This is a genomic window from Roseburia sp. AF20-18LB (assembly GCF_003461185.1).
GTDB classification, from domain to species: Bacteria; Bacillota; Clostridia; order Lachnospirales; family Lachnospiraceae; genus Roseburia_C; species Roseburia_C amylophila.
On record NZ_QTWP01000009.1, the window covers coordinates 38,887 to 63,605 of the forward strand.

Annotated in this window: 21 protein-coding genes; 16 read left to right on the top strand and 5 right to left on the bottom strand. The window is 41.3% G+C overall.

The features are described from left to right. Nucleotides 1–111 precede the first annotated feature (111 nt). A complete protein-coding gene (locus DWX65_RS13090) occupies nucleotides 112–2,010 on the top strand; it encodes a diguanylate cyclase (RefSeq protein WP_118173581.1) in 1,899 nt (632 codons plus the stop codon). Between the two features lie 87 nt (nucleotides 2,011–2,097). Here DWX65_RS13090 and DWX65_RS13095 read toward each other — a convergent pair whose 3' ends face one another. After that, nucleotides 2,098–2,550, bottom strand: a complete 453-nt coding sequence (locus tag DWX65_RS13095) for a ferritin-like domain-containing protein (protein ID WP_117697588.1) — start codon at nucleotides 2,548–2,550, stop codon at nucleotides 2,098–2,100. A 160-nt stretch (nucleotides 2,551–2,710) separates the two neighbouring features. Between DWX65_RS13095 and DWX65_RS13100 the strand changes: the two genes are divergently transcribed. From DWX65_RS13100 to DWX65_RS13110, 3 genes are read left to right on the top strand one after another with little or no spacing between them, the layout of a single operon-like run. Then, on the top strand, nucleotides 2,711–4,132 hold the full coding sequence (locus DWX65_RS13100) for an alanine/glycine:cation symporter family protein (protein WP_117840613.1): 1,422 nt from the start codon (nucleotides 2,711–2,713) through the stop codon (nucleotides 4,130–4,132). A gap of 51 nt (nucleotides 4,133–4,183) precedes the next feature. Beyond that, nucleotides 4,184–5,911 (top strand): ABC transporter ATP-binding protein, encoded by a 1,728-nt coding sequence (locus DWX65_RS13105; RefSeq protein ID WP_118173582.1) that lies wholly within the window; start codon nucleotides 4,184–4,186, stop codon nucleotides 5,909–5,911. A 1-nt stretch (nucleotide 5,912) separates the two neighbouring features. Continuing rightward, nucleotides 5,913–7,664, top strand: coding sequence for an ABC transporter ATP-binding protein (locus tag DWX65_RS13110; RefSeq protein ID WP_118173583.1), 1,752 nt, complete (start codon nucleotides 5,913–5,915; stop codon nucleotides 7,662–7,664). A 7-nt stretch (nucleotides 7,665–7,671) separates the two neighbouring features. Here DWX65_RS13110 and DWX65_RS13115 read toward each other — a convergent pair whose 3' ends face one another. After that, nucleotides 7,672–8,493 (bottom strand): hypothetical protein, encoded by an 822-nt coding sequence (locus DWX65_RS13115; RefSeq protein WP_118173584.1) that lies wholly within the window; start codon nucleotides 8,491–8,493, stop codon nucleotides 7,672–7,674. 164 nt (nucleotides 8,494–8,657) lie between these two features. After that, nucleotides 8,658–8,834, bottom strand: a complete 177-nt coding sequence (locus tag DWX65_RS13120) for a DUF4250 domain-containing protein (protein WP_118173585.1) — start codon at nucleotides 8,832–8,834, stop codon at nucleotides 8,658–8,660. A gap of 723 nt (nucleotides 8,835–9,557) precedes the next feature. Here DWX65_RS13120 and DWX65_RS13130 point away from each other — a divergent pair. The 10 genes from DWX65_RS13130 to DWX65_RS13175 all read left to right on the top strand — a co-directional run bounded on the left by DWX65_RS13130 (nucleotide 9,558) and on the right by DWX65_RS13175 (nucleotide 19,901). Further along, nucleotides 9,558–10,421 carry an amino acid ABC transporter substrate-binding protein gene (locus DWX65_RS13130; protein ID WP_117697602.1) on the top strand — a complete coding sequence of 288 codons (864 nt, stop codon included), beginning with the start codon at nucleotides 9,558–9,560 and terminating at the stop codon, nucleotides 10,419–10,421. Between the two features lie 2 nt (nucleotides 10,422–10,423). After that, nucleotides 10,424–11,074, top strand: coding sequence for an amino acid ABC transporter permease (locus DWX65_RS13135; protein ID WP_022243952.1), 651 nt, complete (start codon nucleotides 10,424–10,426; stop codon nucleotides 11,072–11,074). A 13-nt stretch (nucleotides 11,075–11,087) separates the two neighbouring features. Next, on the top strand, nucleotides 11,088–11,852 hold the full coding sequence (locus tag DWX65_RS13140; RefSeq protein WP_022243953.1) for an amino acid ABC transporter ATP-binding protein: 765 nt from the start codon (nucleotides 11,088–11,090) through the stop codon (nucleotides 11,850–11,852). 108 nt (nucleotides 11,853–11,960) lie between these two features. After that, nucleotides 11,961–13,316: a Trk system potassium transporter TrkA gene (trkA, locus tag DWX65_RS13145; RefSeq protein ID WP_118173586.1), complete on the top strand. Its 1,356-nt coding sequence runs from the start codon at nucleotides 11,961–11,963 to the stop codon at nucleotides 13,314–13,316. A 10-nt stretch (nucleotides 13,317–13,326) separates the two neighbouring features. Then, entirely contained in the window at nucleotides 13,327–14,793 is a 1,467-nt protein-coding gene (locus DWX65_RS13150; RefSeq protein WP_118056404.1) for a TrkH family potassium uptake protein, read from the top strand. 82 nt (nucleotides 14,794–14,875) lie between these two features. Beyond that, complete coding sequence (locus DWX65_RS15435; protein WP_118173587.1) at nucleotides 14,876–15,679, top strand: response regulator transcription factor; 804 nt, start codon at nucleotides 14,876–14,878, stop codon at nucleotides 15,677–15,679. Further along, on the top strand, nucleotides 15,669–16,817 hold the full coding sequence (locus DWX65_RS13160) for a sensor histidine kinase (RefSeq protein ID WP_242997874.1): 1,149 nt from the start codon (nucleotides 15,669–15,671) through the stop codon (nucleotides 16,815–16,817). Before DWX65_RS15435 ends, DWX65_RS13160 begins: the two co-directional genes overlap by 11 nt. Nucleotides 16,818–16,862: 45 nt before the next feature. After that, nucleotides 16,863–18,323: a hypothetical protein gene (locus DWX65_RS13165; protein WP_242997875.1), complete on the top strand. Its 1,461-nt coding sequence runs from the start codon at nucleotides 16,863–16,865 to the stop codon at nucleotides 18,321–18,323. Further along, nucleotides 18,316–18,981 carry a DUF6320 domain-containing protein gene (locus DWX65_RS13170; RefSeq protein ID WP_117841230.1) on the top strand — a complete coding sequence of 222 codons (666 nt, stop codon included), beginning with the start codon at nucleotides 18,316–18,318 and terminating at the stop codon, nucleotides 18,979–18,981. Before DWX65_RS13165 ends, DWX65_RS13170 begins: the two co-directional genes overlap by 8 nt. A gap of 2 nt (nucleotides 18,982–18,983) precedes the next feature. Continuing rightward, nucleotides 18,984–19,901: an alpha/beta hydrolase gene (locus DWX65_RS13175; RefSeq protein WP_118173588.1), complete on the top strand. Its 918-nt coding sequence runs from the start codon at nucleotides 18,984–18,986 to the stop codon at nucleotides 19,899–19,901. A 71-nt stretch (nucleotides 19,902–19,972) separates the two neighbouring features. Here DWX65_RS13175 and DWX65_RS13180 read toward each other — a convergent pair whose 3' ends face one another. After that, nucleotides 19,973–21,214 carry a 6-phosphofructokinase gene (locus DWX65_RS13180; RefSeq protein ID WP_118173589.1) on the bottom strand — a complete coding sequence of 414 codons (1,242 nt, stop codon included), beginning with the start codon at nucleotides 21,212–21,214 and terminating at the stop codon, nucleotides 19,973–19,975. A gap of 173 nt (nucleotides 21,215–21,387) precedes the next feature. Here DWX65_RS13180 and DWX65_RS13185 point away from each other — a divergent pair, with 173 nt between their 5' ends. Next, nucleotides 21,388–22,425, top strand: coding sequence for a radical SAM protein (locus tag DWX65_RS13185; RefSeq protein WP_118173593.1), 1,038 nt, complete (start codon nucleotides 21,388–21,390; stop codon nucleotides 22,423–22,425). A gap of 431 nt (nucleotides 22,426–22,856) precedes the next feature. Here DWX65_RS13185 and DWX65_RS13190 read toward each other — a convergent pair whose 3' ends face one another. Next, nucleotides 22,857–23,087, bottom strand: a complete 231-nt coding sequence (locus DWX65_RS13190; protein ID WP_117697612.1) for a helix-turn-helix domain-containing protein — start codon at nucleotides 23,085–23,087, stop codon at nucleotides 22,857–22,859. A 125-nt stretch (nucleotides 23,088–23,212) separates the two neighbouring features. Between DWX65_RS13190 and DWX65_RS13195 the strand changes: the two genes are divergently transcribed. Beyond that, nucleotides 23,213–24,577 carry a WG repeat-containing protein gene (locus DWX65_RS13195; protein WP_118173590.1) on the top strand — a complete coding sequence of 455 codons (1,365 nt, stop codon included), beginning with the start codon at nucleotides 23,213–23,215 and terminating at the stop codon, nucleotides 24,575–24,577. Nucleotides 24,578–24,719: the final 142 nt, after the last annotated feature.

Genomic DNA, 24,719 nt, shown 5'->3' on the forward strand with positions numbered 1-24,719 from the left:
CGAGAATGTGGGATAAATGTCTGGTAAATAAATTTAAAGAGTTTCATAAAAAGCAGGTGGAAAGTCGGAATATTTGTGGTAAAATAAAAGAAATATGCTGGAGGGAATATAATGGAAGAACTGGGTAATATTGCAGTCTTTTTAGCTGGATGGAATAGTGAATATCAGACCAGATTAATTAATGGTATTATTCGTAAGGCAAAGGAAGCAAACTATGCAATCTCTATTTTTACCTGTCAGGCAGGGAGTGAGATTTCGGATAAGCATGTGCTTGGAGAAAATAAAATATATTCGCTGGCTAATCTTTCGCGTTTTGATGGCGTAATTTTTGCGACAAATACAATTTGGGAGAAACCAACAAAAGAGGAAATTATTCGAAGAATACATCACGCTGGCATTCCTGCAGTAAGCTTTGAGGAAAAGGTAGAAGGCTTAAGCCTGATTGGAATAGATAATTATAAGGCAATGCGGGAGATGGTAGAACATGTTGACAGTCATGGCTATCATCCGATTCATTTTGTAGCTGCAAATGCAACAAATGAAGAGAGTAATATCCGCCAGAAGGCATTTGAAGATTTTGTGAAAGAAAAGAACTATTCTGCAGAAGATTATGCGGTATGGCATGGGGATTTTTCCTTTGACAGTGGCGTACAGGTAGTGGATGCCATGGAAGAGGCTGGAAGGATGCCACGGGCACTTTGCTGTGCCAATGATGAGATGGCATTAGGTGCCTGCAACCGTTTGAAACAGTTGGGATATCAGGTGCCACAGGACATAGCAGTAACAGGATTTGATGGCTCTTATGATACCCGGCGCTATATTCCGGGAATTACTACGGTAGACAGACCCAAGGAGACACTGGGATATACCGCTATGCAGTTGCTTTTGCAGGAAATTGAGACAGGGAAGAAACAGAAACTGATTTTGACATCACGTGTTGCAGTGGATGAAAGCTGTGGCTGTGTTTTAGAGGACAAAAAGCGTGTGGCATCTGCGATAGAGACGTTATACCTTGAAAAAAAAGAAAATGAAAAATATACTTATCAGATACACAATATGGAAGATGAGATGATGGAGTGCGAATCATTGGAAGAATTAATCTTCTGTATCCGTCAGAATATTGGAAAGTTTACGACAGAGGATGTATATCTGTGCCTGAATAAGAGTATTTATTATGAGATGACCGGCCGTGGTAACAGCATTTTACGTAACCGCACAATTACCCGGGATTATGAAAACAAGATATACATAACCAAATTAAATAATGAGGACGGCATGCCGGAATTTTATTCTTTTACCAGTGAGCAGATGTTCCCGGCAATGTGGAATGGCAGAGGTTCAGGGGAATATCTCTATATGCCGGTTCATTTCAGGGATAATTGCCTGGGATATATGATACTGACCGGTACATTGGATACAAAACATATTCCAAATTATTATGTCTGGATTCGTAATATCAGTAATGCATTGGAAAAGTTAAAGAATGTATCAGAACTTCGGAATGCTGCCCGTAACATTGATAATATGGCAGTCCGCGACAGCCTGACAGGAGTTTATAACCGGATGGGAATCAACCGTTTTGTGGTAGATATGGTAAAACAGGCAAATACCAGCAGACGTCGATTGTTATTTATCTTTGCTGATATGGATGGGTTAAAGAAAATCAATGATGAGTTTGGTCATGAAGCGGGTGACCAGGCAATCTGCCTTGCAGCAGAGGCATTGCAGGAGGCGTTCTGTGAAAAGGAACTGATTATCCGTTATGGAGGGGACGAATTCTTAGTGGTTTCTGATGCTTTAAGCTGGGAACAGGCTGAAGAAAAGAAAGCTCAGATAACAGCCTTGTTAAAGCAGTGGCAGAGGGATGAGAAGCTGCCGTACCGTCTGTCTATGAGTATTGGTTATTACCAGAAGGAGCCGGATACCGAGGCATCCATGGAACAGTATATTAACTGGGCAGATGAGCGAATGTATGAGATGAAATGTAAGAACCGTGAGCAGCGAAAATAAATAATAAGTATAAAAAGCATGAAAGGCATTGGAGCAGAAAAATTTCCTGTTCCGATGCCTTTTTGACAGTTGCAATGCATCTGCAGGTTAAGCCATTTGATTTACAGTTTTATAGCGGTAAATCATTTCTGCATGCTGCTGTTCTTCCGTCTGGATATGGTTTAAAATCTGACGGACTTTTGGAGAAGCAAAGCTGAATAAATCGTTGTTGTATGCAGAAGATACATACTTTTCACTGGAAATGGAATCGCTGCACAATAATGCATCGTGCTTCTTGTCGGCATTTTCACTGGATGCATGGTAAGCAGCGTTTGGCTGATAGTTCTTCGGGGCAGCAATACCAACATCAGGCGTATCACCGGAAAGCAGACTGCTGATGGTGTCATAGTGTTCTGCTTCTTCTTTCTGAATGACCTCAAATAATTGTTTTAATTCAGGGTCTTTTGCTTCGCTGCTGTAAAAGGCATATTTGTCGCGGCAAAGTTCTTCCTGCTGTTTTAAATCATTTAACAGCATAGTCTCTTGTTCGGTTAAAATCATTTTGTCATCACCTCATCCGTAATATAACCCGAAAGGAGTATTTTTATACAAATTATGCGAAAAAAAAGATAGAATTATTGATTGCACTTGATAACTATGCTATGCTAAAGTGTATTTAACCATTTAAATTGGAATCAAAAGAGAATAGGAGCGAACAAAAATGTTAGACCAGATTAACAGCATTCTTGGTAAAATTGATAATTTTGTCTGGGGTGTACCACTTATTGTATTGATCCTTCTGGTGGGAATTTTTCTTACCATCCGCCTGAAGGGACTTCAGATTAGAAAATTACCATTAGCAGTAAAATATTTGTTTGAAAATGAAAAGAGTGGCGAATCCGGCGAAGTATCCAGTTTTGCAGCACTTTGCACTGCATTATCAGCAACCATAGGAACCGGAAATATTGTCGGAGTAGCAACTGCATTGGTAGAAGGTGGTCCGGGTGCGTTATTCTGGATGTGGATAGCAGCACTGGTTGGAACTGCCACAAAATATAGTGAGTGTCTACTGGCAATCAAGTACCGTGTGGTGGCAGAAGATGGTCATATCATCGGCGGACCATTCTATTATATTGAAAATGGAATGGGATCAAAGTGGAAATGGCTTGGAAAATTATTTGCCTTCTTTGGTGTAGGTGTAGGCTTATTTGGAATCGGAACCTTTACACAGATTAATGGTATTACCAGTGCAGTAAAGGGTTTCTTTGACCCGGATACCACCTGGACAGTTGACCTCTTTGGAAGAACTTATTCCTGGACTGTAATTATTGCAGGTATTATTCTTACCATCTGTGTGGCGCTTGTTATCATCGGTGGAATTAAGAGAATCTCTACAGTATCACAGGTCATTGTACCATTTATGGCACTGACTTATGTGGTTGTTGTATTAATTATTATTGTGATGCATATTACAGAGGTTCCAGCAGCATTTGCAACTATTATAAAGAGTGCCTTTGGATTTAAGGCGGTAGCCGGTGGTGCAATGGGAAGTATTATTGTAGCAATGCAGAAAGGTATTGCCCGTGGTATTTTCTCAAATGAAGCAGGACTTGGTAGTGCACCAATCGCGGCTGCAGCAGCCCAGACCGATTATCCGGTAAAACAGGGACTGGTTTCCATGCTTGGAACTGTAATTGATACACTGATTATCTGTACCATGACAGGTCTTGCAATCGTACTTACCGGTGCATGGGACATGGGCTTGGAAGGTGTTGCTGTTACAACCAAGGCATTCCAGCTCGGACTTCCGTTCCCAAATCAGGTAGCATCCTTTATCCTGATGGTATGTCTGGTATTCTTTGCATTTACCACAATCTTAGGATGGGATTATTACAGTGAGCGCTGTCTGGAGTATCTGACCGGACATAAGAAGGCTGTTGTAAAAGCATACCGCTGGTTATACATCTTAGCGGTATTTATCGGACCGTTTATGACAGTATCTGCTGTATGGACCATTGCAGATATTTTCAACGGACTGATGGCTCTGCCGAACCTGATTGCAGTTACTGCATTGAGCGGTGTGGTTGTGGCTGAAACCAAAGTTTATATGGATGGATTAAAAAAAGATAAGATTCAGCCATAGAAAGATGGGAAAAAGGGAATATTAGATTATCGTTAATTAGGAGCAGGTACAGTGAGAAAGTTATTGCGTTTTTTAAAGGATTACAAAAAAGAGAGCATTTTAAGTCCATTATTTAAATTATTAGAGGCATCCTTTGAATTGTTTGTGCCTTTGGTTATGGCAGCAATCATTGATACCGGTATTGGCAATAAAGATGGCGGATTCATCTTGAAAATGTGTGGAATCTTGATTTTGCTGGCATTAGTGGGACTGACCTGTTCCATTACTGCACAGTATTTTGCAGCAAAAGCGGCAGTAGGTTTTGCAACTAAGGTACGTCATGCATTATTTGACCATATTCAGAAATTGTCCTATACAGAGATGGATACCGCAGGAACGGATACCATGATTACCAGAATGACCAGTGATATCAATCAGGCACAGTCCGGTGTCAATATGGTACTCCGTCTGTTTTTGCGTTCTCCTTTTATTGTATTTGGTGCCATGATTATGGCATTTACCATTGACGTAAAGGCAGCGCTTATCTTTGTGGTAACGATTCCTGTTTTATCCGTTGTGGTATTTGGAATTATGATAATTACAATTCCGTTGTTCCGCCGGGTGCAGGCATCTTTAGATAAAGTCCTTGGAGTAACAAGGGAGAATCTGACCGGAAGCCGTGTTATCCGTGCCTTTAATAAAGAGCAGGAAGAAATTGCAGATTTTGATGAGAGTAATGAGAGGCTGACGGATGTACAGCTCTTCGTAGGAAAAATTTCAGCATTGATGAATCCGCTTACCTATATTATCATCAACGTGGCACTGGTTATTCTTATCTGGACAGGTGCAATTCAGGTAAATATCGGAAAGATTTCCCAGGGTGAAGTAGTAGCATTGGTAAACTATATGTCCCAGATTCTGGTGGAATTAGTAAAGCTTGCAAACCTGATTATTACGGTAACCAAGGCAATTGCCTGTGGAAACCGCGTGCAGAGTATTTTTGAGATGGAGACTTCCCTGGTGGATGGAAATGGAAGCAAAAAGGAAGATACCGGATATACCGTAGAATTCCGCAATGTTTCCATGCGTTATAAAGGTGCCGGAGCAGATACCTTAACCGGCATTGATTTTAAAGCAAAGCCAGGAGATACCATTGGTATTATCGGTGGAACCGGTTCCGGGAAGTCCTCTGTGGTCAATCTGATTCCTCGTTTCTATGATGTCACGGAGGGACAGGTTATGGTAGATGGCATGGATGTTCGGGAATATAAGATTACGGATTTAAGAGATAAGATTGGTATTGTGCCGCAGAAAGCAGTGCTGTTTGCGGGAACCGTCCGAAGCAATCTTGCCTGGGGCAAAGAGGATGCGACGGAAGAAGAGATGCAGCAGGCACTTTCCGTTGCACAGGCAGCAGAAGTTGTAGATAAGAAAGAAGGTAAGCTGGATGCGGAAGTAGAACAGGGTGGAAAGAATTTCTCCGGTGGACAAAAGCAGCGTCTTACAATTGCCAGAGCACTGGTAAAACAGCCGGAAATCCTTATCATGGACGACAGCTCATCTGCACTGGATTATGCTACCGATGCTAAACTGCGTCAGGCAATTCATAATATGCCAAACCGTCCGACCGTATTTATCGTATCACAGCGTGCCGCATCCATTATGTATGCCGATAAGATTATCGTATTAGATGATGGAACTGTTGCAGGAACCGGCACCCATGAAGAATTGTTAAAGGATTGCAGCGTATATCAGGAAATCTATTATTCGCAGTTTAAGAGGACGGAAGGAGGACACTGATATGAAAAAGGAATCAAGACAGAAGGAAACCCTTGGAAGAATCCTTAAGTATATGAAAAAGTACTGGTTATTCTTAGGTTTGTCCATTGCATTAGCGGTGATCAGTGTAATTTTAACCTTATACATTCCGATTCTTACCGGAGATGCCATTGATTATATCGTAGACAAAGGAAAAGTAGATTTTACTTATATTACACCGATCCTTAAGAAAATGGTGGTAGTCATTCTGATTACGGCAGCTGCCCAGTGGATTATGAATGTCTGCAACAATAAGATGACTTATAATATTGTCCGGGATATCCGTAAGGATGCTGTCCGCAAAATAGAGATTCTTCCACTGAAATATTTAGACGCTCATTCCTACGGTGAAATAGTCAGCCGCGTAATTGCGGATGTAGACCAGTTCGCAGACGGACTTCTGATGGGTTTTACCCAGTTGTTTACCGGTGTGGTAACAATTGTCGGAACATTAGGCTTTATGTTGAGCGTCAATGTAAAGATTACGGCAGTGGTAGTATTTTTAACACCGTTGTCTTTTGTGGTAGCAGGATTCATTGCAAAGAAAACATTCTCCATGTTTAAGCTGCAGTCGGAAACAAGAGGAGAGCAGACTGCTTTAATCGATGAAATGATTGGAAACCAGAAAATTGTCCAGGCATTTTCCCATGAAGATGAGGCGTTGGAAAGTTTCGATGAAATTAATGGAAGACTGGAAAAATATTCCCTTCGTGCCTTATTCTTTTCCAGCATTACCAATCCGAGTACCCGTTTTATCAATGCGTTAGTTTATGCAGGTGTTGGCGTGTTTGGCGCAGTTTCAGCTATCCATGGTGGAATCAGTGTTGGGCAGTTATCCTGTTTCTTAAGTTATGCAAATCAGTATACGAAGCCTTTTAATGAGATTTCCGGTGTCGTAACTGAGTTACAGAATGCACTGGCTTGTGCAGCAAGAGTATTTGAGCTGATTGATGAAGAGGCACAGGTACCGGATGCAGAAGATGCAGTGGTATTAGAGGAAGTAAAGGGAGATGTGGATTTAGAGCATGTTTACTTCTCTTATGAGCCGGGGCAGAAGCTGATTGAGGATTTTAATCTCCATGTCAATCCGGGTGAGCGTGTGGCAATTGTCGGACCGACCGGATGCGGTAAGACAACATTGATTAATCTTCTGATGCGGTTCTATGATGTCAACAGCGGAATCATCCGTGTCAGCGGCGTGCCGGTTAAAGATATGACAAGAAGCAGCCTGCGCAGCAGCTATGGTATGGTATTGCAGGAAACCTGGTTAAAGGAGGGAACCATTCGTGAGAACATCTGTATGGGAAAACCGGATGCTACCGATGAAGAAATCATGGAGGCAGCAAAAGCTTCCCATGCCCATAATTTTATCAAACGTCTGCCCAAGGGCTATGATACGGTAATTGCAGAGGACGGTGGCAATCTTTCCCAGGGACAGAAACAGCTTCTTTGCATTGCCAGAGTTATGCTTTGCCTGCCGCCAATGCTGATTTTGGATGAAGCAACTTCATCGATTGACACACGAACTGAGATGAAGATTCAGGAAGCTTTTGGCCGGATGATGAAGGGAAGAACTAGTTTTATCGTTGCCCATCGTCTGTCTACCATTGAAGAGGCAGACATTATTCTGGTTATGAAAGACGGTCATATTATCGAACAGGGCAATCATGAAGAACTGCTTCAGAAGAATGGCTTCTATGCAGCCCTTTATAACAGCCAGTTCGCACAGTCATAGAATTGATTTATAGTGTTACATGTTGTAACAGCATTTCGTACGTTACCCCAAGTTCCGGATTAAAATTCCATGGAACGAGAGCTGCCTGGCAGCCGGGGTAACGTTTTTTGATGTCTAAAATGCATTCCATGGCGCCGCTTACGGGAGAATCATTAAGGGAAGAAGTCCGTTCATTTCCAAAGAAAGCGTCTTTCCCGGTAGAAAGCAAAATGGTATCATTAACCCGTTTTACAATCTCATCGGTCTGGGAGGCAATATATTTCGTTACCCGTTCGTCCTGCCAGTGACAGGCTTCTGCAATGGTATCCCAGATCCACGCAGCCATATTATTAAGCTGGCTGTGAAGACCAAAAGATACAGAATAATCAAAAGCATGGCTGCCATAGCGTATGACATGCTTTTTGGCTTTCTCATAAGTCTGATGCAGAAATGCCAGTGCCGTACTGACCGGAAGCTCTGTATCAATGGATGCACCAAAGAGCTTTTTCTGCTCAAAGAGTGTATCACAGAATTTTTCGTAATCACTGCCGTATAAACCGGTAAGATTGCATTCGTCAAGGCAAATTGCAGGATAAGATTCCAGTTGATAGCGTTTAAGAGCCTGCTTCATGGCAGGAAGATTATTATCAATTAAAGTAATCGATGAAAAGTGTCCGGCAAGGAGCGATAAATCCCAGTCGTTACAACCGCCGGCACCAAAGATGGCAAGGGAGCTGTCAGCAGCAGTAGAGGCAATCAGATAATTGCTGATGGCATTGCGATAATCTGTCCAGTCTTCGTAGGCGTGAGGCAGAAACTGTTTTTGCAAGAGGTCTTCGTAAAGTGACATGGGATACTCCTTTCGTTATGTGTATCAGAACGGTTGGTATAAATGTGGTTATTTTTGATGCTGAGCGGGAAAGAACATTTTCCAAGTGCCCCTAACAGATGAAAAAATATATCTGCACGCAGCCACTCGGCAAATGCCTTTCCTATCACCACAACAGACCACATTTATACAAACTGGTTTGCTTCCTCATCATATTCGGAGTCGATGGCAGAAAGCTTGCTGCAGAGCTCATCTTTCGAAAGATTTAATGCAGAACAGAGTTCATTTAAGGTAGGGTAGAAGTCCCGAAGCTGCGTGTTGATGTAACTTAATAACATGACTGGGTCATTTGGTATATTCATGGTGTAATATCTCCTTTTATCATTGATTGCATAGGTGCTTGCGAAAGGGGGAGAGGATTTCCTGATAAAAAAGTTTTAAGGCATTCGCTGCACATTTGATTTTAAGATGATGAAATGCCACAGTTCTAAGTAGCCCATTTTTCTTTTTCGGATAAAAACAGTCTTTTCCATGTTTAACAGAATATTGGTACTGTCCGTCAAAGTACGGATGCCTTTTAAGGGCTGTTAGGGGCACTTGGGATTTCGTCTGGCAACAGGCAACGCTGGTACAGGGATGTACCAGCGAGGCACATTTGAACATGGATGTGAATTTGTGCCGGTTGCCAGATGAAATCAGAATTATGCCGAAATTCCTAGTGCCCCTTGCAGACATTATGTGGCATCCGCTTTTGACGGACAGTGCCGATATTCTGTCAAAGCAAGTGAAAAGACAGTTTATAATAAAGAAAAATGGACTACTAAGAACAGTTGGCATTTCACATCCCCAAAAATCAAACGTACATCGAATGCCACAAAATTTCTTTATCCTTAAAATCTCTCCCCATTCGCAAGCACCTATGGATTATTCAGGTATATGCCCAATTTTAGTCTAAAATTTATCGGCTGACAACCTGAAATTAATATAGAAAATGATTTACATTACTGATTTATCATGGTAGTATACTAAAGTGATGGAAAAAGAACTTAATAAAAAGATATTACAAAAAGAGGAGGAACTCTATTATGAAGAAGAAAATGTTGACTGTTTTACTGGCAGCTGCAATGACCGTGTCACTGGCTGGCTGTGGAAGTAAGGATGCAGATAAAAAAGACAATGCATCTGTCCAGAATACTGAAAATGCAAAGAGCGACAATGGTTCAGACCGTACCCAGTTTGTTGTAGGATTTGACGCAGAATTTCCACCATATGGCTATATGGATGAGGATGGAGATTATACCGGATTTGACCTTGAACTGGCACAGGAAGTATGCGACCGTAACGGATGGGAACTGGTAAAGAAACCAATTAACTGGGATTCAAAAGATATGGAATTAGAGTCAGGTTCCATTGACTGTATCTGGAACGGATTTACCATGAATGGAAGAGAAGATGATTATACATTCTCTGATCCATATGTAGACAACAGTATCGTTGTAGTTGTTGCAAAAGATTCGGATATTAATAAATTATCAGATCTGGCAGGAAAAGTAGTAGACGTTCAGGCTGATTCTTCAGGACTTGCAGCATTACAGGGAGATGATGCAACTGACGAAAATAAAGAACTGACTGCATCCTTTGCAGAGCTTCAGCAGGTAGCTGATTACAATACCGCATTTATGAACTTGGAGTCCGGTGCTGTAGATGCAGTGGTATTGGATATCGGAGTAGCAAAATACCAGATGTCATCCAAAGGAGATGCTTTCCGTATGTTAGATGAGCAGGTATCCAGCGAGCAGTATGCAATCGGATTTAAAAAAGGTAATACAGAGTTAAGAGACCAGGTTCAGAAGACCTTGGATGAGATGGTAAAAGATGGAACATTTACTACTATCGTAAATAACTACACAGATTATAATTTACCAGAAATGGTTTGCTTAGGAGAATAGATATGTCATTTATTGCTGTAGCACAGCAGCTGGGTTCCGGTATGCTGGCATCACTTTCTATATTTGTATTAACATTGGTATTTTCACTGCCGTTAGGACTTTTGGTGGCATTTGGAAGAAAGTCACGGATTAAGCCGGTGCAGTGGCTTGTAAAATTATACATATCCATTATGCGTGGAACTCCGCTGATGCTTCAGCTTCTGGTGGTGTATTTCGGACCATATTACTTATTTGGAATCCGAATCTCCAAAGAGTATAGCTTTTATGCAACAATCATTGGTTTCTCCATTAATTATGCGGCATATTTCGCAGAGATTTACCGTGCAGGAATCGAGGGAATCCCGGTAGGGCAGTATGAAGCAGCCAAGGTATTGGGCTATTCCAAGGCACAGACCTTTTGCAAAATCATTTTCCCACAGATGGTAAAACGTGTAGTGCCGCCGGTAACCAATGAAGTTATTACACTGGTAAAAGATACTTCCATGGCATTTGTACTGGCTTATGCAGAAATGTTTACCATTGCAAAACAGATTGCAGCCCGTGTCAGCAGCATCATGCCATTGTTTGTAGCAGGACTTTTCTACTACATCTTTAACTTTGTAGTGGCATTTATCATGGAACGAATTGAAAAGAAACTGAGTTATTATAAGTAAGGAGAGGAAAAGAATGAAGCTGTTAGAGATAAAGAATGTAAAGAAAAGCTTTGGGGCTGTAGATGTACTTCATGATATTTCACTCTCCGTGGAACAGGGTGAGGTTGTAGCAATTATCGGTCCTTCCGGTTCCGGTAAATCAACACTGCTGCGTTGTGCCACACTTCTTGAGACTATGGATGAAGGAGAACTGGTTTATCTCGGTGAGCATGCGGTGTCAACCGGTGCGGATGGAAAATCCCAGTATGTGGGAAACGCAGAATTAAAAAAGATTCAGGGATATTTCGGACTGGTATTTCAGAACTTTAATCTGTTTCCACATTATTCCGTGTTAAAGAATCTGATGGATGCACCGGTACATGTGCAGAAGCGGAATAAAGAAGAAGTAAAGAAAGAAGCAATGGAGCTTCTTGAAAAAATGGGGTTATCCGATAAGGCAGACTGCTATCCATGCCAGCTTTCTGGTGGACAGCAGCAGAGAGTTGCCATTGCAAGAGCGTTAGCACTTCATCCACAGATTTTATTCTTCGATGAGCCAACCTCCGCATTAGATCCGGAGCTTACCGGAGAAATCTTAAAAGTAATCCGTCAGCTGGCAAGTGAGCATATGACCATGGTAATTGTAACCCATGAGATGGCATTTGCCAGAGATGTGGCTGACCGTGTCATTTTTATGGATGGCGGTTATATTATTGAACAGGGTGACCCGAAGGAAGTAATCGAGCATCCGAAAGAAGAGAGAACAAAGCAGTTCCTGGCAAGATTTGCCCAGAATTAGGATTGGGTAAAACCGGGATTGCATTATTTATAAAGTCTGCTATAATTCGTCATAGGTATTTGCTTCAACGACCAATAAATATGTATGAGAACAAGCATAGGAGAAGCTATGAAGATAATTATAGTGGGCTGTGGTAATGTAGGTGCAACACTTGCAGAACAGCTTAGTAAAGAAAAACATGATATTACAGTAATTGATTGCAGACAGCAGGCTGTAGAGGCAGTGACCAATGTATGTGATGTAATGGGAATTATTGGAAATGGTGCAAGTTTTAATGCACAGACAGATGCAGGGATTGCAGATGCAGACCTTATGATTGCAGTGACAGGTTCAGATGAACTGAATCTTTTATGCTGTCTGATCGCAAAAAAAGCAGGAGGCTGCCATACGATAGCAAGAGTCAGCAATCCTGTATACAGTAGAGAAATAGGTTTTATTAAAGAGGAATTAGGGTTGTCCATGATTATCAATCCACAGCTTGCAGCAGCACGCGAAATGGCGAGACTGCTGAAATTCCCTTCCGCGCTCAAAGTGGATTCATTTGCCAAGAGCCGGGTGGAATTAGTCAACTACCGGATTGAGGAGGACAACCCTCTTTGTAATATGCAGCTTAAGGATATGGGAAGCAGACTGCATTGTGACGTACTGATAGCAGTGGTTGAGCGTGGAGATGAAGTATATATTCCGGATGGTAATTTTGAGTTGAAAGCCAGGGATGAGATTTCTATTGTAGGGACACCGGCTAAAACTATTGAATTCTTTAAGAAACTGGGCGTGCCTACTTCTTCTGCGAGAGATGCACTGATTGTCGGTGGCGGAAGAACTTCTGTTTATCTTGCAAAGCAGCTTTTGGAAATGGGTATCCGTGTCAAAATTGTAGAACGTGACGAAGAACGCTGTGAAGAATTAAATGAAATGGTTCCAAAGGCGATGATTATCTGTGGCGATGCAACAGATAAAGACCTTTTAATCGAAGAGGGATTGTTAGAGACAGAAGCCTTTGTAGCGACCACTAATTTTGATGAAGAGAATATCATGCTGGCATTGTTTGCAAAGAGTTTATCTTCTGCAAAACTGATTACTAAAGTTCATCGTATTTCTTATGATGATATTATTGACCAGTTAGATGTAGGAAGTATTATTTATCCGAAATTCATTACTTCCGAGAGTATTATCAAGTATGTACGTGCCATGAAAAACTCCATGGGAAGTAATATTGAGACATTGTACAAGCTGAATGATAACCGGGTAGAAGCACTGGAATTTTTAATTAAAGAGGGTTCTCCGGTGGTTGGAATTCCACTGCAGGATCTTCGCTTGAAACCTAAGATGCTGATTGGATGTATCACCCATAAAGGAAAAGTGACCATTCCAAAAGGACAGAGTGTAATTGAAGTGGGAGATACGGTAATTCTTGTTACCACGACGACAGGGTTACATGATATCCGGGATGCATTAAGGTAGGAGGCTTGTCATGAATTATTCCATGATTCGATACATATTAAGCAGTGTTATATGCTTCGAGGGAATCTTTCTTCTGCTTCCGGCAGCAACAGCAGGTATTTATCAGGAAAAGGAAGGCTTTTTATATCTGATTACCGGACTTGCCTGTATGCTGATTGGGTTTTGGGGCAGAAGAAGAAAACCGAAGAGCAGTGTATTTTATTCAAAAGAAGGATTTGCAGCAGTTGCATTAAGCTGGATAATCCTCAGTCTGATTGGTGCATTGCCAATGTATTTAACCGGAGAATTTCCATCTTATATTGATGCGTTATTTGAGACAATTTCCGGCTTTACGACAACAGGCTCAAGTATCTTAAGTGATGTAGCGGCACTTTCCCGTGGAACAGCTTTCTGGCGTTGCTTTACCCACTGGATTGGTGGTATGGGTGTGCTGGTATTTATTATGGCAGTCATGCCCCTTTCCGACAGCTCCAGTATGCATCTGATGCGTGCAGAAAGCCCGGGACCATCTGTTGGAAAACTGGTTCCAAAGGTAAAGACTACTGCAATGATTCTCTATGGAATCTATGTAATCTTTACGGTGATTGAGATTATTGCGCTGTTAATAGCAGGAATGCCACTCTTTGATTCCATGACATTGACCTTTGGTACCGTGGGAACCGGTGGATTTGGACTATTGAACAGTAGTATAGCATCTTATAGTACAGCGGTGCAGATTATCATTACGGTATTTATGATTATCTGTTCCATTAATTTTACTGTATATTATATGTTTTTGATTAAGCGGCCGAAGGAAGCACTGATGTGTGAGGAAATGCGTTACTATCTTTTGATAGTATTCGGTTCGGCACTGCTTATTGCATTTAATATCAGAGCCAGCTTTGCTTCTTTTGGAAAAGCATTCCAGCAGGCAATCTTTCAGGTGGCATCTGTTATCAGTACTACAGGATTTGCCACGGCAGATTTTAATCTCTGGCCGGAATTTTCAAGAATGATTCTGGTGCTTTTAATGTTTGTCGGAGCCTGTGCCGGAAGTACCGGCGGTGGATTTAAGGTTTCCCGTCTCATTATTATGGTAAAATCTGTCCGTAATGAAATTATGTCTGTGACCCATCCGAGAAGTGTGCAGAAGGTACATATGGACGGAAGACGAATACCGGATAATGTGGTAAAGACTGTGTTATGCTATCTGGCAGGCTATGTTGTTATTCTTATCGTATCAGTGTTGTTAATCAGTCTTGATAATTTTGATATGACAACGAACTTTACAGCAGTTATGGCAACCTTTAATAATGTCGGACCGGGACTTAACAGGGTAGGACCGACCGGTAACTTTGGTGGGTTCAGTGTTTTATCCAAGCTGGTATTGATGTTTGACATGCTGGTTGGTCGATTGGAATTATACCCGATGTTAGTGATTTTTGCACCGGGTTTATGGCGGATTCATCCTCACCGCCATGTTGGCAAAGTTCAGTAAATCTTAATAAATAATAAGGAATCCCTCCTTTGTCTGTATGCTATAATGTGTTTGGAATAGCAGACAGGCAGGAGGGATTTTTATGAAAAACCGTATTCTTGTGGTGGATGATGAGAAGGAGATTGCAGACTTAGTAGAAATATATCTGGTAAGTGAGAAGTTTGACGTAATCAAGTGTTACGATGGAGATACAGCAATAGATGCAATAGAGCATGAGAAAATTGACCTTGCAATTTTGGATATTATGCTGCCGGGGATTAGTGGACTGGAGCTGTGCCGCCGGATTCGAAAAAAAGAGAATTATCCGGTTATTATGTTAACTGCAAAAGATTCCGAAGTGGATAAAGTAACCGGACTTACCATAGGAGCAGATGATTATGTGACAAAACCGTTTCTTCCGCTGGAACTGGTTGCAAGAGTGAAGGCACAGTTACGCCGTTATGAGCGCTATGGAGCAAGGACGGACCAGCCGGCAGAGAATATGTCTTTTGACGGTAATATAATAGAAAATACATCTGCAAATGGTTCATATGATGCGGCAGATGGAACGTATGCATCAAATCATGCAGGAACGGAATCGGATGATACTATTATATGCCGTGGAATTTTGTTAAAGAAATGTGCACATGAATGCTATCTGGATGGAGATGAGATTTCACTTACACCGACAGAATTTACGATTTTGCAGGCGTTGTGTGAAGCAAAAGGCAGGGTACTCAGTGCGGAAGAGCTGTTTCATATTATCTGGAAAGACGAATATTATAGCAAAAGCAACAATACCATAACCGTTCACATCCGGCATCTGCGGGAGAAACTTAAGGATACCGGTGAACGTCCAAAATACATTAAGACAGTATGGGGAGTGGGATATAAGATTGAAAGATGACAATAATAAGAAAAAACTGGATTTTGCACCGGTAAGACGAAAAATATTTTCCCGGATTGTATTACTGATGGCAGGAGCTTTCTTTGGCATCTGGTTTCTCTATCAGTATGTGCTGCAGGGCAGATTTGCGGATGGAATTGTAAGGTTTCTTTATGATTTTACCAGCATGACTTATGAAGATGCGAGAGATTTCTATTGGCATAATATCGGAAATCACTTCGAACTGATTTTCTTTGGGGCAATTGCACTGGTATTCTGTCTGATGTTTTATTTCTTTTTAAATTCATTTACAAAATATTTTCAGGAAATCGATGACGGAATCAATGCATTGGTGCATCATGATGGCAGACAGATCCGCATGTCGAAGGAAATGGCTGCCATGGAAGAAAAGTTAAACAGCGTGAATGCAACTTTAAACCGGCAGCTTTATGATATTCAGATGGCAGAGAAGAAGAAGGATGAGCTGGTATTGTATCTTGCCCACGATATCCGGACACCGCTTACCTCTGTGATTGGGTATCTGAAATTATTAGAGGAGATGCCGGATATTTCAAAAGAGCAGCAGGATAAATTTATCCATGTCACCCTGGACAAAGCACTGAGACTGGAAGTTCTGGTGAATGAATTTTTTGACATCACCCGTTTTAACCGGCAGGATATTGAACTGGCAACGACAGAGATAGATCTTTATTATATGCTGATGCAGCTGTCGGATGAAGTGTACCCGCTTCTTGCACCGGAACATAAGAAAGTGGAAATACAGGCTGATGAAAACTGCAAAGTATATGGGGATGCAGATAAGCTGGCGCGGATTTTTAATAACATATTAAAAAATGCCATTGCCTACAGCAATCCGGACAGTACCATTGTCATTTCCGCATGGGAGGAGCCACCGGGAACCGTTATCCTGTTCAGTAATCAGGGGCAGACCATATCACCGGAAGAACAGCAGCGTATTTTTGACAAATTCTATCGGCGGGATGAAGCGAGACAGACCAACAGCGGAGGAGCGGGTCTGGGACTTGCCATCGCAAAAGAACTGGTGGATCTGCATGGAGGAACCATCCGTGTAATGAGTGAAAACGGCCGGACAACATTTAAGGTCTGCCTGCCGAGACGAAAAATGCCGACAGCTTAGAAACGCCGGTTGTATTTTTATGCGTATTATTTTATAATATTCGTTATGAGTAAAGAAGAAAAAAAGCTAAGACAACAAAATAAAGAGAAGATAAAGAAGGAGAAAGCCGCTGCCAAAGCAGAAAACAAGCAGGAAAAGCGGGCTGTCAAAGAGCAGAGCCGGCACGAAAAAGCCGCTTCAAAGGAATTGGAAAAGCAGGAGAAGCAGCAGCGGAAAGCAGAAGATAATAAGCGCCGTCATACCGATATCAAATGGGACCGGCTGGATAATACGGCACATCTTTTTCCGGTAATTGCAGGAGAAGCAATGAGCAATGTGTACCGGATTGCAGTTACTTTAAATGAAGAGGTACAGCCGGAGTATCTGCAGCAGGCACTGGATATCGTACTTCCGAAATTTCCGGGCTTTAACTTGAGACTGCGTCAGGGAATTTTCTGGTATTATTTTGAAGAGAATGGCAAGAGTGCTCCAAGAGTACAGGAAGAAAGACATTTTCCATGCCGTTTTATCAGACAGAATAAGAACCACAGCTATCTTTTCCGGGTAACTTATTATAAATGCCGGATTAACCTTGAGGTTTTTCATGTACTGACAGATGGCATGGGCGGAATCAATTTCTTAAAGGAGCTGACCTATCAGTATTTAAGACTGGTGCATCCGGAACTGAAGGAGAAGCTGGGAGATAAGTTAAGCAGCGACACATCCATGAACCGTGAGGACAGCTTCCTTAAAAATTACAAGCACAGCTATGCCAAGGGATATAAGACAAAGAAAGCATATCTTATCAAAGGGGAAAAATTACGAACCGATGAATTTGGAGTGATTCATGGATTTGTAAAGATTCCGGCATTGAAAGAGGTATGTCATAAATATGGTGTCAGCATCAATGAGTATCTGGTTGCGGCATTTGCTTACAGCGTATATCGGGAATATCTGCATGGTATGCCGGACAAACGTCCGATTCGTGTAGCGGTTCCGGTGAATTTAAGACCGTATTTTAATTCCATTACCACCAAGAACTTTTTTACGGTAGTATCTGCAGAGTTTGAACCGGTGGAGGATTCCTATACGTTTGAAGAAGTATTGAAGATTACTACAGAGAGTCTTCATCAACAGATTAATAAAGAGCATTTAGAGGAACTGTTTTCTTACAATGTGTCCAATGAGAAATTATTGATTGCAAGAGCAGTACCGCTGTTTTTGAAAAATATTGCCATGCGTTATGTGTATACATCGGCAGCACTGGCAAATACATCCACTGTAACCAACATTGGAAATGTGAAAGTGGAAGAGGATTACCAGCCATATATCAAGATGTTTTATGCATTCCTTGCCATGTCAAAGGGACAGAATATCAAGGGAACGATTTGTTCCTATCAGGATACGCTGGCATTTACCTTTAGTTCTGTTTTAAAAGATACATCCCTGCAGCGTGGATTTTTCCGGAAACTGTCAGAGGATGGTCTGAATGTGGAAATAGAAAGTAATGGTGTGTATTATGAGTAAATGTAAGAACTGTAATGTGGAAATCTTAGATGACAGCCAGATCTGTCCGCTGTGCCACAGTGTATTAGAAGAAGGAGAAGAAGGACACAATACCTATCCGGATGCATGGATTCCCACCAGAAGATTAAAATTTGTGACAAATATTATATTCTTTCTGGTGTTATTAGGCAGTGTGGCAGCAGGCTATCTCAATTATATCTGGTATCAGGGAAAACTCTGGAGCCTGATTGCAATTGCAGGACTTTGGTATCTGTTCCTGATTTTCCGGCTGGATATTTTAAGCAATAATGGATATCGGACGAAAATCATAGCAACCACATTATCCGGAATTTTATATGTGATTCTGATTGACTGGATAGTGGGATTCCATGGCTGGTCGGTTAATTATGTGCTTCCGGCAGGCATTATGCTGTTAGATGCAGGTATTGTTCTGCTCATGATTATCAATTCCAGAAACTGGCAGAGTTATCTGATGTTCCAGTTGTTTGGAATTGTATGCAGCCTGATACCGCTGCTTTTGATAGCACTTCACATCGTGACCCATCCGGGTTTAAGTGAACTGGCATTTGGAATATCGGTATTTTTATTCCTCGGAACGCTGATTATCGGTGACCGCAGAGCCAGACTAGAGTTAAAGAGAAGATTTCATGTAAGGTGATTATGGAAGAAAGTAAGACGAGTGTACAGGGCAGAGTCATCCGTGACCTAATTGCCCGTTTTGCAAGTGATAACTTGATAGGAAGAAAATTAAAGACCGGAGAGCTTCGTAAGAAAATGGTGGAACCGGCGTGGAAATGCCCGGACTGTTTTCTGATGCAGAAAATTAAGATGCCACAGTTTGAAATGGAGCTTTTAACCTCCATGCAGAATCCGAGGGAAGATAAAGTGGTTCTGCAGCTGCATGGTGGCGGGTATATTGGAAAAATGCGAAATGCCTACCGCACCTTTGCCGGACTTTACAGCGAGGTGGGAAGAGGAATCAGTGTGCTGACCATCGATTACCGCGTGGCACCGGAGCATCCATTCCCGGCAGCATTGGAAGATACGGTGGAAGCCTATGAATGGCTGCTAAGTTGTGGATTTAAGCCGGAACAGATTATTGTGGCAGGTGATTCTGCCGGAGGTGGACTGGCATTGGCATTTTGCATGTACTTAAAGGATCATGGGAAGGCACTTCCCTGCGGACTGATTGCCATGTCTCCATGGACAGATCTGACTGCCAGCGGTGAATCCTATGATACGAATTATGAGCGGGACCCGTTATTTGGAAATACAAGGGACAGTCTCATTTATAATAAGGATTATGTGGGAGACGCAGACGAAACGAATCCTTATATTTCACCGTTGTTTGGTGACTTCACAGGATTTCCGCCAATGCTGATTCAGGTTGGTTCTTATGAGATGCTTTTAAGTGATTCCACATCCGTAGCAGAGAAGGCAAAGAAGCAGGGCGTAAAAGTCCGCTTAAGCATTTACGAAGGAATGTTTCATGTATTCCAGATGGCAATGCTTATGATGCCGGAATCCAAGCGGGCATGGGCTGAAGTCGGCAGATTCATTGAGATGATTTCGGAATAAAAATCCGCTGTATCGGAAAAGACTGATTAAAATGTCTTAACCGGGACAGCGGATTTTGAATATGCGGGTAACTAACGTTTGTTAGTCAGGTGTGACACGTTCATATAATTTGGCAGTCCATTTTCGTAGGAAATGGAAGTCTCGCCCTGAATCAGTGGGAGAAGATATTCAACCATTTCTTCAGTAACATCATTTCCGCGCTCGTTAATCCATGCTCTCGGAACGGATTTTGCTTCATTCGCAATGTTCTTGATTTCTGCATAACCATATTCGATGGTATATGGTGCATTGGAAGTACGGTTCATGGTTACCATGGAAGCGGTAATGCCCTGTTTTGCAAACGCAACAGCATGTTCACCGGAAGCAACAGCTTCATTTAAATCGGTGGCAGAAGAAAGGTGGGCAGCGCAACGTTGTAATACATTTACTTCTACAGAACGGACTTTTACGTTGATATTGTCTTTAATCAGATATTCCAACGCTTTACCGGCACCGCTTAACTGGCTGTGTCCGAAGGTGTCTTCCATGCTTTCTCCGGCACAGATGTAATTGCCCTCTGCATCATGAATTCCCTCAGATACGGCAATGATAATATTGTTGTGTTTCTCTAAGAGAGCACGCACATCTGTTAAGAACTCCTCCTTGTCAAAATTGCATTCCGGAAGATAAATAAGATGCGGTGCATCGCTGTATTCATTTCTGGCAAGGGCGGAAGCGGCGGTCAGCCAGCCGGCATCACGTCCCATAATTTCTACGATTGTTACACTCTTTACGGCATAGATAAATGTATCATGTGCAATTTCAAGTAAAGAAGATGCAATATATTTGGCGGCGGAGCCAAATCCCGGAGTGTGGTCTGTTACCATCAGGTCATTATCGATGGTCTTTGGAATACCAATAATGCGGACATTGCTTCCGATTCGCTCGGCATATTCGGAAAGCTTTAATACGGTATCCATGGAATCATTTCCGCCGATATAGAAGAATGCACCGATATTCAGCTTTTCAAACTGCTTGAAAATATAGTTATAAGAAGAATCATCATCCATAAAATCCGGCAGCTTAAAACGGCAGGAACCAAGGTACATTGCCGGTGTGTGAATCAGACGCTCTAATGCATTTTCGTCTGCTTCCATAATTTCGGAAAGGTTAAGATAATGTTCATTTAAAATACCTAAGATTCCATTTACGGAACCGTAAACAGTGCCATAGCAGCCGGCAGCACCTTTAATGACACCGGCAAGGCTTGCATTTATTGCAACGGTTGGTCCACCGGACTGGGCAACCATGCAGTTTTGAATCGATGTATTCATAGTCAGACTCCTTTGTGATTTCAAAGATTTGTGTTAGGATATATAAAAAAGTTATAGTTATTATAAGAAAATATCCTACAAGAATAACTATATATGATAGAATCGGAAAAGGCAAGACTAATCCGGCGGGAGTGGGAAGAACCGCAAGAAAAAATAAAGGAAAGGCAAAAGAGATGGAAAATTGTATGCTCTGCCCAAGAGAATGTGGCGTAAATCGTAAAAAAGGTGAAATGGGAGTCTGCGGTCAGACAGCAGTTATAAAGGCTGCAAGAGCAGCACTTCATATGTGGGAAGAACCGTGTATTTCCGGGCAGAATGGCTCCGGAACGGTATTTTTCAGCGGCTGTAATTTAGGCTGTATCTTCTGCCAGAATCACAATATTGCCACAGGAAAAGCTGGAATTGAAATAAGTATAGAGCGGCTGGCAGAAATTTTCCTGGAATTGCAGGAAAAGGGTGCAAATAATATCAATCTGGTAACGGCAGGACATTTTGTGCCACAGGTGGTTGAGGCATTGAAGCAGGCAAAGCAGCAGGGACTTTATCTTCCGGTTGTTTATAATACCAGTTCCTATGAAAAGGTGGAAACACTTCGCCTGTTAGAGGGCTATGTGGATATTTATCTTCCTGATTTAAAATATGTTGACAGCGCAATCAGCAGCAGGTATTCCCATGCAGCGGACTATTTTACTTGTGCCAGTGCAGCGATTGCAGAAATGGTGCGGCAGGTAGGCGAGCCGGAATTTGTTTTCGAACGGGCAGCAGGCAAAGAAGGCAGCAGTGCGGAATTTCCGGCAGATGAGAAAAAGAAAATTTCGGAACAGCAGAATAATATGATATTTGACGCAGCAGAATATCAGGAGCGCAGCGAAGCCGGGGAGTCTCTTCTGATGAGAAAAGGCGTCATTGTGCGCCATCTTGTTATGCCGGACTGTGTGGAAGATTCCAAGCGTGTGATATCTTATCTTCTTAAGACCTATGGCGGTCAGATTTTTATCAGCATTATGAATCAGTATACGCCGCTGCCACAGTGCAGGGAGTATCCGGAATTAAGCCGCCGGGTAACGGAAGCGGAATATGATGCGGTGGTGGATTATGCGATTGAACTTGGCATTGAAAATGGCTTCATCCAGGAAGGGGGTGTAGCAGAGGAGAGTTTTATCCCGGAGTTTGATGGAGAAGGGATTGTACGGAAAGATGAAGATAGATAATTAAAAACAAACTTATTGAACATATGTTCTTCACATGGTATAATATTAATGTATAATTGAAAAAGAAAGCAGGATGTGTTTTCCGATTATTAGATGCCCTCTAGTTGGTAAAGGAGGGTGATGCCCTATGAACACAATAGAAGTTCTTACTTTGTTGCTAGTAATATTCGCGGCGCTATCTTACATAGATAATCATAATAATAAAAAGAAATAGCATCCCACTCGTCCAAAAGTAGATGCTATTTCAAAAATAGTTTTCACTGAGGGCAAATCGGAGCATATCCGATTACCTTTCTAAGTAAATTATACACTAGGGTACTTGGCTTTTCAAGTACCCTTTTTTATTTGCCATTCATTCGTAAGAAGCTGCCGGTGGCAGGTCCTGTAGGTGCAAGTGGCGAGAAAAATCGCATAGTCAATATGTGTGATGCTTAGAAATTCCGAAGTTTATTATTAGTTTGATCAAGCAAATAGTCTATTGATACATTATAATAGTCCGCAAGTTTTATAAGAATATCGGTTGGAATATCACGTTTCCCCAATTCGTAATAAGAATACGCTACTTGACTACAGCTAAGAACCTGAGCCATCTGCTCTTGCGTTATATCTGAATCTTCACGTAAATCACGTATATGCTTGTAACGATGAATTGTAGTTGCCATTTAGTTACCTCTCTTGAATTTAATATACATAAAACAATTTGTTATATTGATTTTTAAAACAAAATGTTTTAAAATATAAATGCTTAAGAAAAAGTGATGAATAGATTTGGAGAGAGGAAGAGAAAATGAAAAGAGAAATAGTTAAAAAAACTATGATGTTACTGGCAATATCAGGGATGATTTTTTCGGGCTGCGGAAAAGAAGAAAAAACATATGTGCCACAAAAGAAAACTGAAACCGAAATAAGCAAATCAGAAAATGACAGTGAGTTAGAAACGGAAACAGAGGGTATATCAGAAGGGAAAAATTATAAAATAACAACGGAATATGATTTGGAAGATTATGCATCAGGATATGTTATTGTTTCTAAAAATGATGGATTATTATACGGAGTAATTGACAAAGATGGCAATGAAGTTATTCCGGTTGAATATGACAACATCCAGCTTGTCAGGGGAGAAGAGGAGGAAAGTGATAAGGATGAAGTATATTTTGTGTGTGAATATGAAGGGGAAGAGGAAGTTTTAGATAGCAATGGACAGAAGATTCTGGATGGAAAAGTAGAGAGAGTTACACCTCATTTAGGAGAGATTAGTGCCGATTCGCCCTTTTTCTATGAACTGAATTATACATATTCTACAGATTATATGAATCAGGATATTTCGCTTAGATATTATGATATAAAAGGGGATATGCTATGTGATATTAATCTTCTTGAGATAGAGGATATTGACCGTGCAATGTATGATACAGTAGATTTAACGGTATTAAATACAGAGCTTATTTCTAATGACAGGATATTGGTTTGTATAGGTGGTGCATTGAAATCAAAAGATGAGTCAAACGGCTTAGAAGCATATTACAATGTATCATTATACAATTTGAAGGGAGAAAGATTACAGGAATGGAATGAGCTGGCTACTCCAAGTGGCATGACAGTAGAAGATGACAATAGTTTTATCTTTGTAACAGTTGATTATTGGGCAGAAGGTTATCAGTATGAATTATATTCGATAGATGAAAATGGCAATTTGACAGATTTAGGGGATTTGGAGTCTCAGAATAAGTATAGTTTATCAAGTGCAGGACAACTTCAGGTGAATGAAGAAAGCTCAAGTAGTGAGAATTCTAGTGACTATACATTGGGGAAAAATGGAGAGTATAGATTATATAAAACAAATGATACATGGAAATTGGAAGATTCCAATGGGAATCCATTATATGACAAGCGTTATTTTGAGTGCTGGCATAAAGAAGACTGCTTTTTCCTGCTGAATGAAGATAATCAGATTTGTTTGATAAATAAAAATGGGCAGATGCTTGTAGATTATGGAACAATTACATGGAACGGAGAATATGGAATGTTTGGAGATTCTGAGATAACGGATGATAGCATTCGGTCAGATGGAAATAGTGTATGTTTTGAAGTTGCAGGGGATGACGAAAATATTTTGTACATATTATTTCCGGAGGAAGACAATTTAGAATAATATTATATTACAAGATGATATCATCTTTAGGAGGTCAATATGGGAATTGGAGATACAAGCGTATTTTAGGCATATTTGAAAGGAGCATTTAGCAAACTGACGTGACCCCAAAAAGTTAGACTTTTAAGCGTAGCAGTTTTAT